Origin of the sequence: Frankia sp. R43 (genome assembly GCF_001306465.1) — a bacterium.
Lineage (GTDB): Bacteria > Actinomycetota > Actinomycetes > Frankiales > Frankiaceae > Parafrankia > Parafrankia irregularis.
In genome coordinates, this window is record NZ_LFCW01000003.1 from 47,330 (window position 1) to 65,254 (window position 17,925).

A 17,925-nucleotide genomic window follows, 5' to 3' on the forward strand; every position below is an offset into this window, starting at 1 on the left:
CTGCCCCACCGCGGCGACGCCGCGTTCCCGGCGCGGCGGTCCCGGCGGGACGGATCCGGGTGGCGTGGAAGACAGGCCGTTATTCCGATGTTGGGGCATGTGAGTGCCGCTTACGGTGAAACTGGTTGGGAGGGTGGGACACCTCCCTCCCATCTGTGTCGCCGAGGGCGTCGGCCGGGCGGTGCTGTTCCGCTGCCGTGGTTGCCGCGACCGCGGTGGTCCGGACGACGTGGAGGTGCCATGACGGAGGAGTTCGGCACAGGGGGCGGGGGCGGTCGGCAGGGGCCGGAGCCGGCGCGCTCGCCTGCCGGTGAGGTCTACGACTGGTACACACGTGGGATGGCCCTGCTGGGGCACGGCGACGCGAACGCCGCTGTGCAGCTTCTCGCGCACGCGGTGGCGGCGGAGCCGGCGTCGCCGAGCGTGCGGGAGGCACTGGCCCGGGCCCAGTTCGAGGCCGGTCAGTTCGATGACGCCGCACGCACCTTCGCCTGGATCGTCGACAGGCATCCCACGGACGACTACGCCCAGTTCGGGTTGGGAATGGCGGCCCGTCGGGCGGGGGACCTGCGGGTCGCCATCGAGCACCTGGCGCTCGCCGTGGCGATGCGGCCGGACCTGGCCCACTACGGTGTCGCGTTGCGCGGCGCGCGCGCGGCGCTGAACCGCGCATGAGGCCCTCGACCGCGCCAGTAACGGCTGCGCCAACCGCGTCCCCTGCCACGCCTGTGATGGCCGCGGCGGCCGCGACGGCGGTGGCGACATGGGCGCCGCTTTCCGGTTCGTCTCGGACGCCCGCGTCGATGTTCGACGTCGCCCTGATGGATCTCGACGGTGTCGTGAACCGGGGCGAGCGGGCCGTGCCACACGCCGCGGCCGTGATCGAGGCCGCGGCCGTCGACGGAATGCGCACGGTCTACGTGACGAACAACGCGCTGCGGACCCCGGAGACGGTCGCCGCCCGGCTGACCGGCTTCGGGGTTGCGGCCGGTCCCACCGATGTGGTGACGTCGGCGCAGGCCGCCGCGCACGTGCTGGCCGAGCGTCTCCCGGCGGGGGCGAAGGTGCTGGTGGCCGGCGGGGCGGGGCTGTGGGAGGCGGTGCGGGCCGAGGGGCTGTCGCCGACGTCGTCGGCTGCCGACGAGCCGGCCGCCGTCGTCCAGGGTTTCGACCCGGAGATGACGTACGCCCGGCTGGTCGAGGCCGTGCTGGCCGTCCGGGCGGGTGCCTGGTGGGTCGCGAGCAACACGGATCTGACGGTGCCGACGGAGCGTGGGCTGGCGCCCGGTAACGGGGCGCTGGTGGCCTTCGTCCGGGCCGCGACCGAGGCCGAGCCCGTCGTGACCGGGAAGCCGGAGCTGGCGATGCACGCCGAATCGGTGCGGCGCAGCGGTGCGCGCAACCCGATCATCGTCGGCGACCGGCTGGACACCGACATCGAGGCGGGCACGCGGTCGGCGACACCGACGTTGCTCGTGTTCACCGGTGTCACCGGGCCCGCCGAGCTGTTCGCGGCGCCGCCGTGGCACCGGCCCACCTTCGTCGCGGCCGACCTGCGCGGGCTGCGCCGTACCCAGCCGGCGGTCGAGGTACGGGACGATTCGTCCCGGTGCGGTGCCTGGGCCTGCGTTCTGGACGGAACCACCCTGCGCTGGCACCCGGCGGCGGACGACGGGAGAGCTGGTCGCAGCACCAACACCAACACCAACACCAACACCGGCGCCGGCGCCGGAGATGACGGCCTCGACGCGCTTCGCGCCGCCTGCGCCCTGGCCTGGGCGGCTGCCGACGCGGGACGCACGCTGACCGCGCTCGCCGACGAGCGGCCGCCCGGCTGCGAGGACCTGCGCGTACCCCGCTGATGCCGGCTCCGGCCGGGCGCAGCGCAGGTCAGCGCGAGCAGCACAGGTCGGTCACGCAACGCGGGTCGGTCAGGCAGCGCAGGTCACAGCAGCGCGCGTACCCGGAGCAGGTCGCGGACGCTCGCGTCCACCTTGAGGCGGCCACTGGCCCAGGCCGAGGTGACCGAAAGCGTCCCGCTGGTCACGGCGAGGAGGTCGTCGCTGCTGAGGGTGAGGGTGATCTGTGCGCCGGGCCGCTCGCCCTCCCCGATGTCATGCAGGCAGCCACCGCGCAGATGACCGGAGAAGGTGGTCTCCAGATCCGGGATGCGGCAGACGATGACACGATCAGGGGTGCGGGCCGCACGGTTGGTCTGGGCGAGCATGTCCAGGCGGGAGGCGAGGTCACGCAGTGCGGCCTCACACTGCAAACGGTCCGCCATTCCGGACGTCCACCTCCTTCCCCCACCGCCGTCAGACACTAACGCGAGAGCGCTGCCGACGGCCGGAGCGGGACTGGCCCGGTGTGAGTGCGACCACGTGTGGGATGGCGATGTCCAGGCCGGGCATCGGCACCATCCGGAATGCGAGAGGCTTGTCCGGTGAACACCGACGAACTGTCCGCCGAGCTGACGGCGGCACTCGCGCGGCTCGCGATGCTCCCCGGCCGGCCGGCGGTCGAGCATCTGAAGGCGTTCGAGGAGGTGCACGGCCTTCTGGAGGACGCCTTGCGGGATCTGGCCGGCACATCCGGTCCGGACGGCGCCCGGGCGCCTCGGTGAGTCGGTCGGGTCGGGCGGGGTCATCGGTGGCTCGCCGTGCGCGGCTGGACGTCGAACTCGTCCGCCGCAAGCTGGTGACGTCGCGGGAGCGTGCGGCCGAGGCGATCAGCGCCGGCCGGGTCCGGGTCGGCGGGGTCACGGCGACGAAGCCGGCGACGATGGTCGACGCGTCGGCGTCGATCGTCCTGGCGGTGGGTGACGATCCGGGCTATGCCTCCCGAGGCGCGCACAAGCTGGTCGGCGCCTTCGAAGCGTTCGGTGTGCCCGCGCCGGAGGTTCCTGAGCCGGGGATTCCCGGTTCGGGAGGTGCCGCCCCGGCGTCCGGCGGTTGCGCGGAACCGCGTGCGGTGTCCGGCGGCTCCGCGGAACCGTTTCCGGTGCGCGCCGGTTCCGCGGAGCCGCGTCCGGTGCCGGGCGGCTCCGCCGAACGGCTTCCGGTGTCCGGCGGTTCGGCGGAACCGCCTACCGAGCCGCGGGAGGCGCAGCCGCAGGGGGCGCACGAGCCGCAGGACCTGCCGGCGCGACCGGCGCGACCGGCGCTCGTCGTGGCCGGGCGGCGCTGTCTCGACGTCGGTGCCTCCACCGGGGGGTTCACCGACGTGCTGCTGCGTTACGGCGCCCGGGAGGTGGTGGCGGTCGACGTCGGCTACGGGCAGCTGGTGTGGCGGCTGCGCGCGGATCCACGGGTGCGGGTGCTGGACCGGACGAACGCCCGGCACCTGGCGCCCGATCAGGTCGGGGAGCCGGTGGATCTGGTCGTCGGTGACCTTTCGTTCATCTCGCTGGTTCTCGTGCTGCCGGCGCTACGGGTCTGCGCCGGGCCCGACGCGGATTTCGTCCTGTTGGTCAAGCCGCAGTTCGAGGTGGGCCGGGAGTTCCTCGGCGCGGGTGGTGTGGTCCGTGATGTGGCCTTGCATGCTGGTGCGGTGCGATCCGTCGCCGCGGCTGCCGCGGAGCTCGGGCTCGGCGTGTGCGGCGTGACGGCCAGCCCGTTGCCGGGCCCGGCGGGCAACGTCGAGTACCTGCTCTGGCTGCGTGCCGATGTGGTCCGTGGCGCCGGGGAGATCGAGGCGATGACGGCCGCGGCGATCGCCGCCGGACCGGCCGGGACTGCACCGGCCACTGCGCAGGTCGCGCCCCCCTCCTCGCACTCCGCCCCCTCCTCCCCAAGGACCGATCGATGACCCGCGAGGTGCTTGTCGTCACCCATCCGCGCCGTTCCGTGGTGCGGGAGAGCGCCCAGCAGGTGCTGGAGCTGCTCGGGGCGGCCGGTGTCTCGCCGCGGGTGCTGCGGGACGAGGCGGAGCTGCTGGACCTCTCGGCGCCGAACGTCGTGCCGGCGGACATCGACGCCGCCGTCGGAACGGAGCTGGTGCTCGTCCTCGGCGGCGACGGCAGCCTGCTGCGGGGCGCCGAGTTCGCCCGCTCGGCCGACGTCCCGCTGCTCGGCGTCAACCTCGGCCATGTCGGCTTCCTGGCCGAGGCGGAGCCGGACGCACTGCGCGCCACCGTCGAGCACGTGGTCCGCAAGGAGTACACGGTCGAGGAACGGATGACCGTCGAGGTGACGGTCCGTCACCAGGGCGAGGTCCTCTACACCGGCTGGGCGCTCAACGAGATGTCGTTGGAGAAGACCGAGCGGGCCCGGATGCTCGAATGCGTCGTGGAGATCGACGGCCGGCCGCTGTCGCGGTGGGGCTGCGACGGCGTGATCTGCTCGACGCCGACCGGCTCGACCGCGTACGCGTTCTCCGCGGGTGGTCCGGTGCTGTGGCCGGGGGTGGAGGCGCTGCTGGTGGTGCCGATCAGCGCGCACGCGCTGTTCGCGCGGCCGCTGGTGCTCGCGCCCGGCGCGGTGGTGGCCATCGAGGTGCTGCCGGACGTCCCGGCGGTGCTCTACTGCGACGGGCGCCGGATGTTCGATCTGCCGAGCCTGTCGCGGGTCGAGGTGGTGCGTGGGCGGCGGCCGGTGCGTCTCGCGGTGATCAGACCACAGCCGTTCACCGATCGCCTGGTGGCGAAGTTCGACCTTCCCGTCGCCGGCTGGCGGGGGCGATCGGAGCGCTGACCAGCCCTGACCAGCGCGCCGACCGGCGCGAGCATCGGCATCACCCCGCGCCGGGACGTGCCGGGAATCGGCGGCACGCCACCCATTCCCCGATTTCCGGGTGCCGGCCGGGGCGGATGTGACGCTAGAGTGCGGGGCGTGCTCGAGGAGATTCGCATTCGCGGCCTCGGTGTCATTGATGACGCTGTCCTCGACCTGGCGCCGGGGCTGACGGTGGTCACCGGTGAGACCGGCGCCGGCAAGACCATGATCGTCCAGGGTCTGGGCCTGCTGACCGGGGGCCGGGCCGACTACGCCCTCGTCTCCGCGGCGGCCGGCCGGGCGTCCGTGGAGGCCCGGCTCGTCGTGGCCGCCGACTCCCCGCTGGTCAAGCGGGTGCACGAGCTCGACGGCGAGCTCGACGACGACGTGATCCTGATGGGGCGCACGCTGACCGCCGAAAGCCGGTCGCGGGCCCAGCTGGCCGGCCGCTCGGTGCCCGCCAGTGTCCTCGCCGAGATCACCGAGAACGTCATCGCGGTGCACGGCCAGTCCGAGGCGCAGCGCCTGCGGCGACCGGCGATGCAGCGCGACGCGCTCGATCGTTTCGCCGGGTCCGCGGTCGCCGAGCCGCTGGCGCACTACACCCGGGTCTACGCCCGGCTGGCGAAGGCCCGGGCCCGGCTCGCCGAGATCACCGGGCGGGCCCGGGAGCGGGCGCAGGAGGCGGAGCTGCTGCGGCTCGGCCTCGCCGAGGTCGAACGGGTCGCCCCGCAGCCCGGGGAGGACGTCGCGCTGGCCGCGGAGCTGAGCCGGCTGGAGCACGCCGAGACCCTGTCGCAGGTGGCGCGGTCGGCGCACGGGGCGCTGGTCAGCGATCCGGAGTCCGGTGACGACACCCCGGGCGCGGTCGACCTGGTCGGTGCCGCCCGCCGGATCGTCGCGGGTGACGCGTCGCTGGACCCGGAGCTCGCCGAGCTCGCGAACCGGCTGGCCGAGGTGGTGGCCCTGCTCGCCGACGTCGCCGCCGACCTGGCCTCCTACGGGGCCGGGGTGGAGTCGGACCCGGCGCGGCTCGCGTCCGCCCAGGCCCGCCGGGCCGAGCTCACCACCCTGGCCCGCGCGCACGGTACGGACGTCGACGGCGTGCTCGCCTGGGCCGAGACGGCGGGGCGCCGGCTGCTGGAGCTCGACGGCGACGGCGACCAGTCCGGCGCGCTCACCGCCGAGTGCGAGCAGCTCACCGCGGAGCTCGCCGGGCTCGCCGAGCGGATCAGCGCCGCGCGCGCCGACGCCGCGGAGCGTTTCGGTGCGGCGGTGGCGGCGGAGCTGGCGGGCCTGGCGATGCCCAGGGCGAAGGTGCTGGCGGTGGTCGGCCAGCGGGACGACCCGGCCGGGCTGCCGGTGGGGGGCCGTACGGTCGCCTACGGGCCGAGCGGGGTCGACGATGTGGAGCTGCGGCTGGTGCCGCACCCGGGCGCGCCCGCCCGCCCGGTGGAGAAGGGCGCGTCGGGCGGTGAGCTGTCCCGGGTGATGCTGGCGATCGAGGTGGTCCTCGCCGCGGCCGACGCCGGCGCGACGATGGTCTTCGACGAGGTCGACGCCGGTGTGGGTGGGCGCGCCGCGGTCGAGATCGGCCGCCGCCTCGCCCGGCTCGCCCGCACCCACCAGGTCATCTGCATCACCCACCTGCCGCAGGTGGCGGCCTTCGCCGACCAGCATCTGGTCGTGCACAAGGCCAGCGACGGGTCGGTGACCCGCAGCGGCGTGGTGGCGCTGGACGGCCCGGCGCGGGTCCGGGAGCTGTCCCGGATGCTGGCCGGCCAGGAGGAGAGCACGCTGGCCCGCGGGCATGCCGAGGAGCTCCTCGCCGCCGCCGCGGCGGACAAGGCCGAGCTGACCCGCTCCTGAGCTGGTTCTGAACCGGTCCTGAACCGGTTCTGAACGCCGTCCCCGGCGGGGCGGCCTGCGGCCCTGCTCAGGGCGGTGTTACCGTGAAGACCCGTGGAGGCGCCGGGGCCGGTACCGGCGGCGTGACCACGGGAGTTCCGCGTGGCGCAGGCGCATATGACCAAGCATGTGTTCGTCACTGGAGGCGTGGCCTCCAGTCTGGGTAAGGGCCTGACGGCGTCCAGCCTCGGCCGTCTGCTGAAGGCCCGCGGTCTGCGGGTCACGATGCAGAAACTCGACCCGTATCTCAACGTCGATCCAGGCACGATGGATCCGTTCCAGCACGGCGAGGTGTTCGTCACCGACGACGGTGCCGAGACCGACCTGGACATCGGCCACTACGAGCGGTTCCTCGACGTCGATCTGGACGGCAGCGCCAACGTGACCACCGGCCAGGTGTACTCGGCGGTGATCGCGCGGGAGCGGCGCGGTGCGTACCTGGGGCAGACGGTCCAGGTCGTCCCGCACATCACCGACGAGATCAAGGACCGCATCCGCCGGCTGGCGACCGACGCGGTCGACGTGGTGATCACCGAGGTGGGTGGCACGGTCGGTGACATCGAGTCGCTGCCCTACCTGGAGGCGATCCGCCAGGTGCGGCACGAGGTCGGGCGGGACAACGCCTTCACCGTGCACGTCAGCCTCGTCCCGTACCTCGCCCCGTCGGGTGAGCTGAAGACGAAGCCGACCCAGCATTCGGTGGCGGCGCTGCGCAGCATCGGCCTGCAGCCGGACGCGGTGGTGTGCCGCTCGGACCGGCCGCTGCCCGACGCGCTCAAGCGCAAGATCGCGCTGATGTGCGACGTCGACGACGAGGCGGTGGTCGGAGCCCCGGACGCCGACTCCATCTACGACATCCCGAAGGTGCTGCACCGCGAGGGCCTCGATGCCTACGTGGTGCGCCGCCTCGGCCTCAGCTTCCGGGACGTCGACTGGACCGAATGGGACACCCTGCTGCGGCGGGTCCACCATCCCGCGAACTCGGCGACGGTGGCCATCGTCGGCAAGTACATCGACCTGCCCGACGCCTACCTGTCGGTCAGCGAGGCGCTGCGGGCCGGCGCGTTCGCCGCCGACGCCCGCCCGGACATCCGCTGGATCGCCTCCGACGAGTTCACCTCCCCGGAGGCCGCCGCGCACCTGCTCGACGGCGTCGACGGGATCATCGTGCCGGGCGGGTTCGGCGTCCGGGGCATCGAAGGGAAGATCACCGCGCTGCGGCACGCCCGCACCCACGGCATCCCCACCCTGGGCATCTGCCTGGGCCTGCAGTGCATGGTGGTCGAGGCGGCGCGTTCGCTGGCCGGGCTGGCCGAGGCGAACTCGACCGAGTTCGACCCGCAGACCGAACACCCGGTGATCTCCACCATGGCCGACCAGCTCGACGTCGTCGAAGGCCGCCGTGACATGGGCGGCACGATGCGCCTGGGCCTGTACCCGTGCGCCCTCGGCCCCGACACCGTCGCCCGCCGCGAGTACGGCGAACCCGAGGTGATGGAACGCCACCGGCACCGCTACGAGGTGAACAACACCTACCGCGACCAGCTCGCCGCCGCCGGCCTGGTCTTCTCCGGGACGTCGCCGGACGGCCGCCTCGTCGAGGTCGTCGAGCTGCCTTCCGACGTCCACCCGTTCTACGTGGGCGCGCAGGCGCACCCGGAGTTCCGCTCCAGGCCGACTCGCCCGCATCCGCTGTTCCGCGGGCTCGCCCGCGCGGCGGTCGTGCACGCGGACCGGCGCCGCGGCCTGCTCCCCGTCGACATGCCGGCCTCGGCCCTGGCCGGCGCCGCCAGCGCTGCCGGTGCCGCCGACCCGGCCGGCGTGGCGCCTGACAGCGGCGGCCCGGCGGCCGGTGGCTCGAAGGCGGGCCGTTCGAAGGCGGCCGGCTCGAAGAACGGCAGCCGCGCGGCGGGCTCCACCGCCACCGCGGACGTGACCGGTGTCGACGGGGAGCTGGTCTCCCCGTGAGCGACACCGTGCACAGCAGCCCCACCGCGCACCGCTACGAGGTGGCGGACAGCTCCGTCGTCTACAGCGGCCGGGTCATCTCCCTGCGCCGCGACATGGTGCGCATGCCCGACGGCGACACCTCGCAGCGCGACGTCGTCGTCCACCCCGGCGCGGTCGGCGTCGTCGCCCTCGACGAGCAGGAACGGGTCGTGATGGTGCGCCAGTACCGCCACCCCGTCGGCGGGCCGCTGTGGGAGCTGCCCGCCGGCATCCTGGACGTCCCCGGCGAGCCGGCGTCCGTCGCCGCCGCCCGGGAGCTGGCGGAGGAGGCCGGCCTGCGCGCCGGCCGCCTCGACCTGCTCATCGACGTCTACGCCTCACCCGGGATGACCGACGAAGCCTTCCGGGTGTTCCTGGCCCGCGATCTGGTGGAGATTCCGGCCGCCGAGCGGCATGTCGGCGTCCACGAGGAGGCTGAGATGGGCATCACCCGCATCGACCTGTCCGTGGCGGTGGACCAGGTCATGCGGGGCGAGATCACCAACGGGCTGGCCGTGATGGGCCTGCTCGCCACCTACCGCGCCCGCGCCGACGACTACCGCAACCTCCGCCCGCTCGACTCCCACTGGCCCGCCAGACCCGCCGCCAGCGGCTGACCCAGCGAGTCTTCGCCGGCCTCCAGCGCCACCCGGACGCCGGTGATGCCGTCGCAGACGTAGACCGCGTTGACGAGCGGATCGCCGCCGATCGGGATATTGCGCCCTATCGGCGGCGTGACCAGGGGAACATACGACGCCGGGAGCGGTCGCGCGGCAGCACCGTGCTGCGCGGCACGTGTTCTAGACCCGGGATGGGATCGGCCGGCTCGAGCCGCCGAATCGAAGCGACACCGTCGAGTTCATCGATCTCGAATCTGCGCAGCTTCACCGCCCACCACAACCTGGAGTCGGTGTCGCCGGAGCTCTTGTAAGCACCATCGGGAAGGACTGTCACCCACCCGCTCCGCGTCGACATGAGAGTCGCGAGAAGAGTGCCCGAGTCGGCCGTCCATAGCCGCGCCCCGGCGCTGTCGCTGGTGGCGAGGGTGGTGCCGTCTGGGGAGAACGCCACCGCGGTCACCCCGTCGTGGTGGCCGGTCAGTGTTCGTGTTGGTTGGCCGGTTGCTACGTCCCAGAGGCGCACCACCACCCCGTCGCGGTCATTGTCGCTGGTGGCGAGGGTGGTGCCGTCTGGGGAGAACGCCACCGCGGTCACCCAGCTGTGGTGGCCGGTCAGTGTTCGTGTTGGTTGGCCGGTTGCCACGTCCCAGAGGCGCACCTCCCCACTGTCGCTGTCGTGGTAGTAGTTGCTGGTGGCGAGGGTGGTGCCGTCTGGGGAGAACACCACCGCGGTCACCCAGCTGTGGTGGCCGGTCAGTGTTCGTGTTGGTTGGCCGGTTGCCACGTCCCAGAGGCGCACCGCCACCCGGTCGCGGTCGCTGGTGGCGAGAGTGGTGCCGTCTGGGGAGAACACCATTGCGGTCACCCAGCTGGGGTGGCCGTTCAGTGTCAGTGTTCGTGTTGGTTGGCCGGTTGCCACGTCCCAGAGGCGCACCGCCACCCGGTCGCGGTCGCTGTCTAAGTAATAGTCGGTGGTGGCGAGGGTGATGCCGTCTGGGGAGAACACCACCGCCTGCACGTCGCCGCGGTGGCCGGTCAGGGTTCGTGCTGGTTTGCCGGTTGCTACGTCCCAGAGGCGCACCACCACCCCGCCGCTGTCGCTGTCGCGGTCGGTGGTGGCGAGGGTGGCACCGTCTGGGGAGAACACCACCGCCTGCATGTCGCTGTCGTGGCCGTTCAGTGTCCGCATCGGTTGGCCGGTTGCTACGTCCCAGAGGCGCACCGCCACCCGGTCGCTGTCGCGGTCGGTGGTGGCGAGGGTGGTGCCGTCTGGGGAGAACACCACTGCGGTGACCCAGCTGTCGTGGCCGTTCAGTGTCCGCATCGGTTGGCCGGTTGCTACGTCCCAGAGGCGCACCACCACCCGGTCGCTGTCGCTGTCGCGGTCGCTCGTGGCGAGGGTGGTGCCGTCTGGGGAGAACACCACCGCCTGAATGTCGCCGTGGTAGCTGTTCAGTGTTTGTGTTGGTTGGCCGGTTGCTACGTCCCAGAGGCGCACCACCACCCGGTGGCGGTCGCGGTCGCGGTTGCTGGTGGCGAGGGTGGTGCCGTCTGGGGAGAACACCGCCGCCTGAATGTCGCCGTGGTGGCCGTTCAGTGTCAGTGTCCGCATCGGTTGGCCGGTTGCTACGTCCCAGAGGCGCACCACCACCCCGTCGCGGTCGCGGTTGCTTGTGGCGAGGGTGGTGCCGTCTGAGGAGAACGCCACGACCTGCAGCCCGCCGTGGTCGTCGATCAGGTTCCCAAAATGTTGGCCGGTTACCACGTCCCAGAGGCGCACCACCACCCCGCCGCTGTCGCTGTCGCGGTTGCTGGTGGCGAGGGTGGTGCCGTCTGGGGAGAACACCACTGCGGTCACCCGGCTGTGGTGGCCGGTCAGTGTCAGTGTTCGTGTTGGTTGGCCGGTTGCCACGTCCCAGAGGTGCACCACCACCCCGCCGCTGTCGCTGTCGCTGTCGCGGTCGCTGGTGGCGAGGGTGGTGCCGTCTGGGGAGAACATCGCTGCCTGCACCCCGCCGTGATGGCCGTTCAGCGTCCGTGTTGGTTGGCCGGTTGCCACGTCCCAGAGGTGCACCACTCCGCTGTCGCGGTCGCTGGTGGCGAGGGTGGCGCCGTCTGGGGAGAACACCAGTGTCAGCACCCCGCCGCGGTGGCCGGTCAGAAGGCGTAGCGGGCGCAGGGTCGCCATCTCCACGAGTGCCACGGTCTGGCCCCAACCGACGGCGAGGAGACCGTCGTGGGTGACTGCGGCACAGGTGATGGCGGGGGAGGCGGGAAGAACCATGAGGTCGACGGAGTCGCGTCCCGTGATCGCGGCCGGGGCCAGTTCGGGGCACTGTTCGGCCTCGGGGTCGAGGAGCGGGTCGAGGAGGGCGGAGCCCGTCCAAAGGCTGCGGGTCAGCCGTGCTCCGATGAGTGTGGGCCGGATGAGGAGTGCGCCGGTGAGGTTGGCGCCGGTGAGGTTGGCGCCGGTCAGGTCGGAGTCGTGGAGCCGGGTGCCGCTCAGGTTCGCCCGGCTCAGGTCTGCGAACCGCAGGTTCTGGCCGGTCAGGTCCTTGCCGCGCAGGTCCTGACCGGCCAGCTGAACGCCGTCGATGGTCAGATTCGTCCTGCGGGCGATACGCAGGGCGTTGTTGCGAGCCGCGTCGGTGGCATCGCTGCCGTCGGCCAGAATGGAACGTGCCCACCGCTGGAGCGGGGTGTGTGAGGCTACCCCGTGCAGAAAGTCGATCATCAGCTCGGACATCTCCCGGCCGGCGAGCAGCTCCGGATCGGGTTCGTTGTCAGCCCGGGCGAGCTGGGCGGCGGCCTGCGCGGCGACGAGGTACTCCATGATCGAGCGATGCACGAAGCTGAATGTGTTGTCGTTAGTGCGCATGAGCAGGCTGCCGGAGCCGACCATGAATACCGCTTGCCCCGTTTCGATCTTGGCTGCCCCGAGGCCGGTCAGGGTCGCCTGCACGGTCATCGACAGGCCGGCGAGATCGGTGGTGTCCTGCCTGCTTTCCCACAGGAAGACCGCGAGCGCGTCCACGGCCAGGCGCAGTTGGTCGGCGTCCAGGGCCTGGTGCGCGCCGCGGGTCGGTCGCCGGCGAGCCACCTCGTGCCGGAGCCAGCGCTCCAACAGCTTGGCGTACAGATCGGCGGAGGTGATGGTGCCATCCGCCGCGTGGGCGTTCAGCAGATCCTGCTCGTCGAGGTCGGCGATGAAGCCGAGCATGCGGGGATTGGCGGACAGGCCCAGCAGGTCATCGATGGAACCGATGAGGGCGAGTCGGCTCTCGGCACGCCGGGTCGCTTCCGCCCAGGTCTCCTCCTCGGTGCGGACGGCCCCGCCGCCCTCGGTTTCCGCGGCGACCTGCCGGCGGAACAGCCGGATGAGGAACTGGCGGATCTGGGCGCGGTCGAAGTCGGCGAGGTGGATCTCCCGGCTGCCTGCCCCAAGCCGCACCGCCGCACCGAGCTCGGTGCGGTGCTGGCTGTCGGTGAGGAAATGCTGGGTCCGGCTGGTCAGGACGACCTTCGCCCGGCCGGTGACCGCCGACAGGACCATACGTAGGTATTCGGCCGCGTTGTCGTAGGTCACGCGCAGCGCGAGCTCGTCGAACCCGTCGAAGAGCAGCACGACCTGGCCCTGCTCCACCCTGCGGCGCACCTTACGGACATCGACCCCGTGCTCGCCCTCCTTGCTCAGGTGCAGAGCCAGCAGCTCGTCGATCGAATGTGTCTTTTCCAGGGTCCGCAGCTCGACCAGCATCGGCACGACCTGGGGCAGCTCTTTCGGGATCCGCCGGGCAAGCTCCCTGAGCAGGAAGCTCTTGCCGTGCCCGAAGGCGCCCAGCACCAGCAGGAAGCGGGCCTCCTCGACATCAAGCCAGTCGCGCATCGCGGCGAACACGTCATCCTGCACGTCAGGCTGGTCACCCCGGACGGCGATGAGGCTGTCGGTACCGCTGCCGGCCACGGTGAAACGTTGCGGCACGTACAACCCGGGTGGGTAGGCGGGATCATCGGTGAGGCGCTGTGTCTGCCGGGACACATACCGGCGCGGATCCCAACGGCCTTCGTACTCGGCCAGGGTGAACAGCCGGATGCGGCGCCGCCGAGCCTGTCGGTGGGCCTCCTCGTCGGCGGGCCTCCCGAGATGGACCAGCTCGGAACCCACGAACTCGTCGACCGGCAGGAAGACCGGCTCCACCACCGCCTCGTAGAAGGCCTCGACCGCGGCGACGTCGGGGGAGTCGATGCTGACCCCGACCGGCCACCGCTGCCGTTCACCGTCGCGTTGCCCGGCCACGTTGAGGTAGCCGAACGGCCCACGCAACCGGCCCCGGCGGATCGTCGCCTCGGGGTGGCGTAGTTGGCAGGCTTCCTCGGCCAGCCCCAGCAGCTGGGCGGTCAACGCTTCTCGGTCCGGCCCCGGGAACGGCGGTGCCAGCTGGCCCCTGACCTGGCCGTTGCCTCCCGGAAAGACCGGTGCGACCGTGGGCGGTATCGGCTCACCCCCGACAGCCGCACGCATCCCCTCGATCAGGACGCGGTGGGCGTCGGCCTCGCCACGGTCGACCAGGCTGATCCGGGCGATCTCACGCAGCAGCGGCGGTGACTCGCATGCCGCCACCCGTACGGGAACGAGTAACTGGCGTCCGGAGACCGCGTCCACCAGCGCCGCGGTCAACTCAGCCCTGGGCAATTCGGATCTGAGATAGGCAGGGGAGAGGATCACCACCACGGAGGACGCCGCCGTCAGCTCCTGAATGGTCCACCCGACGTGGTTGTGCCCGGGAGCCACATGCCAGGCCTGCAGCCGGGGCTGGTACCCGGCCTGTTCCAGCTGCCAGGCGATCCACACCGCCCAGGGCTCGTCCGCCGCCGCGTAGCTGATGAAGATTGCGCGGTGATCCGCAGGCGCGCCCAAATCGCCGTTCTGGCCTCCCGTGACCCCCGTCATAAGTGCCAAGCCTGCCACGTACCGTCACAGACCGGACGGACGCTCTGTCGATCCCGACATCTGTCGGGGGCGGGGTCAGTCGTTGCCGACGAGGACGCCGCCGGCTTCCTCGATGGTGATCGGGGTGGTGGCGGTGAGGGTGACGGCGTCGAGGGGGAAGGCCTGGGCGACGCCGGGGACGGTGAAGTAGCCGTCCCAGGTCACGGTGAGGGTCACCTGGTACGTCCCGGGGCGGTGGTACTGGTGGGTGACGTAGGCATCCGGGTGGTCGCGGGGGGAGATCGCCGGGTCGTAGGGGCGGCCGGGGGCGTCCGGGCCGGTCTCGCCGTCGCCGAACTGCCAGGAGTAGTGCGGGACCGCGCTGATCGTCGCCAGCACCGGTTGGGTGACGTCGAAGGTGAACGCTGCGGGCACGCCGGTGTACATGATCGTCGGGAGGTTCGCGAAGCTGTTCCCGATCGGCTGGACGACGACCTTCGGGGTGGGCAGCAGCTCCTCGCGCAGGTAGTCGGCGAACTGTGCGGCGAGGTCGTCGACGGCGATGCCGTCGGGGTCGTAGAGGACCGGCCCGCAGTCGGCGATCAGGGCGTCGTACTCGGCGCGTTCCGCCGGCGTCATCTCCGGGGGGGCGCCGACACCGGTCAGCGCCGCACATCTCGCGTCCGGGTCGGGTGGGCAGTCGTCGCCGCAGCCACCGCCGGTGCCGGTGCCGTCATCGAGCGGGACCTTGGTGAGGTAGCCGCCGCGGTAGCGGTACTGGAAGCCGTTGTCCGTGGCGCGGGTGTCGCAGCTGCCCCAGACGGCTCCCGTGCAGGCGCCCTGCGGGGTCGGTGCGGCGAGGGCCGGCCGGGTGGCGCCGGGCAGCGGTCCGCCGCCGGGCGCCAGTATCGCGGCGATCACCGCCGCCCCCACCAGCATGGTGCGGGTGGCCGCGCGGGCCGAGGTCGGCGGGCGAGGACGGGGACGGGGATGGGGGCGGCTGCCGCTCATGACGGCCGTCCCGCCGCGTAGGTGATGTTCTGGATGCGCCAGCCCGGGCCGGTCAGGACGAGCCGTGCGACGGCGGAGCGGGTCGGGACCGCGGGCACCTGCCCGGCGTCGCGCCCGGCCGGGTCGAGGAGCCCGACCGCGCGGGTGGTCGCGGCGAACCGGACGTCGACGACGGTGCCGCGGCGTGCTCCCGCGGCCAGGCCGGTGATCTCGTAGGGTGCCTGGGCGGCCCGGGCGCCGGTCTGGTCGAGGTAGCGGGTCATGCCGACGTCGAGCGCGCAGGTCTGGCAGCCGGGCAGCGCGGTCGCGGAGATGTCGGCGACCCGGCCGGCCTGCGCGGCCGCGTTGATCTCGCCGTAGTAGGCGGAGACGACCCGGCCGGCGCCGGCGGGGGAGTCGTCCCTGGCCGCGGGCCCACCGGCGGCTCCGCCCGTGCCGCCTGTGCCTCCCGTGCCCGCGGGGCCTGCCGCGCCCGTGGCGCCCGTGGCGGCGGGCCCGGCGGCGGTGGTGGTTGCCGGTGCCTCGGTTCCGGCCCTGGCGCCAGCGCCGGCCGATGCCGCCGAAGGGGTGGCGGAGCCGGGGCGGGCCGGGGGCGGGGCGCCGGCCGACCGGCCCTGCGCGTCGCCGCACCCGGCGAGCAACACGCCCGCGCAGAGGGTGAGGACGACCGAGACAGCGGCGACCGGGACAGCGCCGGCCGAGACAGTGGCGATGACAAGCCTCCGGCATGCGGCGAAACGTGACGATCCAGCGTCAGTCCGCACAGGGTGTCACGATAGACGTTCGCTGGCGCCGTCGGGAACGGGCATCAACGAACCGGCGTCGTCGCGCCCTAATATCAGTTCGATGATGACCACGGCGGAAGGCGGCGACGCCCGCCGCGGTGGGCCCGAGCACGGCTACACCCCGACCGCGGCCGGAGATCCGGCTGATGATTCGGCCGATGCCGCCAGTGGTGGCCTGCTGGGCGATGGGGCAGGTGAGGGGGCCGACGCGGGCCAGGTCATCGCCCGGTATCTCGATCATGTGGACGGTGAGCGCGGGCTGGCGCGTAACTCGGTGCTCGCCTACCGCCGGGATCTGCGCCGCTACCAGGAGCACCTGTCGGGGCGGGGAATCAGGTCGCTCGGCGCGGTCGGCGAGGCGCAGATCGCGCAGTTCGCCATCACGTTGCGTACCGGCGACGAGTCGCATCCGCCGCTCGCGGCGGCGTCGGTCGCCCGGATGCTGGTCGCGGTGCGGTCGCTGCATCGCTACGCGGCCCGCGAGGGGGATGTGAGCGCGGACGTGTCCGGGCTGGTCCGGCCGGCGGCTCCGCCGCGGCGTCCACCCCGGGCGCTGACGGTCGACCAGGTGACGGCGCTCATCCTGCAGGCCGGGGCGGCCACGGGGGAGGACCAGACCGGCCTGGCCCGCCGGCTGCGCTCGGCGGCCCTGCTCGAGCTGCTGTACGGGACCGGCGCGCGGATCTCGGAGGCGGTCGGGCTCGACCTCGACGATCTCGACCTGGACGGATCCGTGGTCCGGCTGCGCGGCAAGGGCGGGCGGGGCCGGGTGGTTCCGCTGGGGCGCTACGCGGTGATCGCGCTGGAACGGTATCTGCGCGGCGGCCGACCGCTGCTGGTGGCCGGCGTCGGAGGCGCTGGCCCGGCGGTGTTCGTCTCGCGGCGGGGTACCCGGCTGTCCCGCCAGAGCGCCTGGTCGGCGTTGCGGGCGGCGGCGGACGCGGCCGGTGTGACCGGGGCGTCACCGCATGTGCTGCGGCACTCGTTCGCGGCGCACCTGCTCGATCGCGGCGCGGACGTACGGGTCGTCCAGGAGCTGCTGGGTCACGCGTCGGTCAGCACGACCCAGATCTACACCCTGACGAACACGGACCTGACGACCATGGACCATCTTCCCGAGGTGTACACGTCGTCGCATCCGCGGGCGGTGCCATGCTCATGCCCGGGAACTACCGCAACAGTGACAGCGCCGGCGGTGACGAGACTGCCCGTGCCGGCGCCGGTCGGAGAGCGGCCGATCGGTGATGGTGATCCGATCGGCGCAGGTGATCGTGATGGTGCCCGGTCGCCCGAGGCGGGAGCGTAGCCGCCCGCCTCAGGACGGATGACCGGGAGGCCGGCTCAGGACGGGGTGTACGGCCCGAGGCTCGGCATGCCGTTGGAGGGCGCGGGCGAGGGAACTCCGCCGACACCGCCAACCGACTGGTTGCTGCGCTCGGCGAGGGTTTCGCCCACCTTGCGCGCGATCGCTTCCATCAGGCGCAGTGCCTGCGGCAGCGACAGGTTCAGCACCACTTCGCTGTCGTTCGTCATCGCGAAGCGAACCGATACGTCCGCCATTGCTCGACCTCTCTCGCCTGACTCGGAAGGTCTACCTACCGAAGATCTGTCTGGTGCGTATGACTGGGGTACGTGTGACTGGGAACGGTACGGCCCATCTCGGACGAACGCACGCTCGGGGTTCCCTGAAGCAGGCCGCCCCTCACGGTGTGTCAGATCGTTGGCGCTCCATGTCGCGGTCAGAGTTCTGTGCGGATCCGCCACTGGTCCTGCTCCTTCGCCGGTCGCGACGCTTTTCCTGAGGTCCGCGCTGCTGTTCGTCGGGCCTGGGGTGCAGGCCGGCCCGGGAGTCGCGGTCGCGATCGTAGCTGCCCCGTTGTTCCCTCATAGTCCACTATCGGGTGAGTGTCCGCGTCGGCGGGGTGGGGAAAAATGTCCTGTCGTCTCCCGTTGTGGCATCTGTGCTGGCC

14 protein-coding genes are annotated in these 17,925 nt (G+C 72.4%); 9 read left to right on the top strand and 5 right to left on the bottom strand.

The annotated features are described in order from the left end of the window. The first annotated feature begins 240 nt into the window (after positions 1–240). Together ACG83_RS13880 and ACG83_RS13885 are read left to right on the top strand one after the other, a co-directional pair. Complete coding sequence (locus ACG83_RS13880) at positions 241–675, top strand: M48 family metallopeptidase (RefSeq protein ID WP_054566655.1); 435 nt, start codon at positions 241–243, stop codon at positions 673–675. A 128-nt stretch (positions 676–803) separates the two neighbouring features. After that, the gene (locus tag ACG83_RS13885; RefSeq protein WP_152991377.1) at positions 804–1,862 is read left to right on the top strand and encodes an HAD hydrolase-like protein; all 1,059 of its coding nucleotides are present in this window, start codon (positions 804–806) and stop codon (positions 1,860–1,862) included. An 83-nt stretch (positions 1,863–1,945) separates the two neighbouring features. Here the strand turns inward: ACG83_RS13885 and ACG83_RS13890 are convergent, their stop codons facing one another. Beyond that, on the bottom strand, positions 1,946–2,284 hold the full coding sequence (locus tag ACG83_RS13890) for an alkyl sulfatase C-terminal domain-containing protein (protein ID WP_054566657.1): 339 nt from the start codon (positions 2,282–2,284) through the stop codon (positions 1,946–1,948). Positions 2,285–2,443: 159 nt separating this feature from the next. Between ACG83_RS13890 and ACG83_RS45790 the strand changes: the two genes are divergently transcribed. The 6 genes from ACG83_RS45790 (at position 2,444) to ACG83_RS13920 (ending at position 9,226) form a co-directional block, all read left to right on the top strand. Next, complete coding sequence (locus ACG83_RS45790; RefSeq protein WP_006542181.1) at positions 2,444–2,623, top strand: hypothetical protein; 180 nt, start codon at positions 2,444–2,446, stop codon at positions 2,621–2,623. 26 nt (positions 2,624–2,649) lie between these two features. Continuing rightward, on the top strand, positions 2,650–3,807 hold the full coding sequence (locus ACG83_RS13900; protein ID WP_054566658.1) for a TlyA family RNA methyltransferase: 1,158 nt from the start codon (positions 2,650–2,652) through the stop codon (positions 3,805–3,807). Further along, complete coding sequence (locus ACG83_RS13905; protein ID WP_054566659.1) at positions 3,804–4,691, top strand: NAD kinase; 888 nt, start codon at positions 3,804–3,806, stop codon at positions 4,689–4,691. Before ACG83_RS13900 ends, ACG83_RS13905 begins: the two co-directional genes overlap by 4 nt. A 138-nt stretch (positions 4,692–4,829) precedes the next feature. Continuing rightward, on the top strand, positions 4,830–6,581 hold the full coding sequence (gene recN, locus ACG83_RS13910) for a DNA repair protein RecN (RefSeq protein WP_054566660.1): 1,752 nt from the start codon (positions 4,830–4,832) through the stop codon (positions 6,579–6,581). 141 nt (positions 6,582–6,722) lie between these two features. Continuing rightward, positions 6,723–8,588, top strand: coding sequence for a CTP synthase (locus ACG83_RS13915; RefSeq protein ID WP_054566661.1), 1,866 nt, complete (start codon positions 6,723–6,725; stop codon positions 8,586–8,588). Further along, positions 8,585–9,226 carry an NUDIX domain-containing protein gene (locus ACG83_RS13920; protein WP_083473240.1) on the top strand — a complete coding sequence of 214 codons (642 nt, stop codon included), beginning with the start codon at positions 8,585–8,587 and terminating at the stop codon, positions 9,224–9,226. The genes ACG83_RS13915 and ACG83_RS13920 overlap by 4 nt, the downstream gene beginning before the upstream one ends. A 106-nt stretch (positions 9,227–9,332) precedes the next feature. Here the strand turns inward: ACG83_RS13920 and ACG83_RS13925 are convergent, their stop codons facing one another. The 3 genes from ACG83_RS13925 to ACG83_RS13935 all read right to left on the bottom strand — a co-directional run bounded on the left by ACG83_RS13925 (position 9,333) and on the right by ACG83_RS13935 (position 15,934). Then, positions 9,333–14,147, bottom strand: coding sequence for a TIR domain-containing protein (locus tag ACG83_RS13925; protein ID WP_054566662.1), 4,815 nt, complete (start codon positions 14,145–14,147; stop codon positions 9,333–9,335). Between the two features lie 108 nt (positions 14,148–14,255). After that, positions 14,256–15,170: a PKD domain-containing protein gene (locus ACG83_RS13930; protein ID WP_054566663.1), complete on the bottom strand. Its 915-nt coding sequence runs from the start codon at positions 15,168–15,170 to the stop codon at positions 14,256–14,258. After that, positions 15,167–15,934, bottom strand: a complete 768-nt coding sequence (locus ACG83_RS13935; RefSeq protein WP_054566664.1) for a hypothetical protein — start codon at positions 15,932–15,934, stop codon at positions 15,167–15,169. The genes ACG83_RS13930 and ACG83_RS13935 overlap by 4 nt, the downstream gene beginning before the upstream one ends. Positions 15,935–16,016: 82 nt before the next feature. Here ACG83_RS13935 and ACG83_RS13940 point away from each other — a divergent pair, with 82 nt between their 5' ends. Continuing rightward, entirely contained in the window at positions 16,017–17,261 is a 1,245-nt protein-coding gene (locus tag ACG83_RS13940; protein WP_083473242.1) for a tyrosine recombinase, read from the top strand. 35 nt (positions 17,262–17,296) lie between these two features. On the opposite strand, the gene ACG83_RS13945 is transcribed toward ACG83_RS13940, so the two are convergent. After that, positions 17,297–17,515, bottom strand: a complete 219-nt coding sequence (locus tag ACG83_RS13945; RefSeq protein ID WP_006542192.1) for a hypothetical protein — start codon at positions 17,513–17,515, stop codon at positions 17,297–17,299. Positions 17,516–17,925 lie beyond the last annotated feature (410 nt).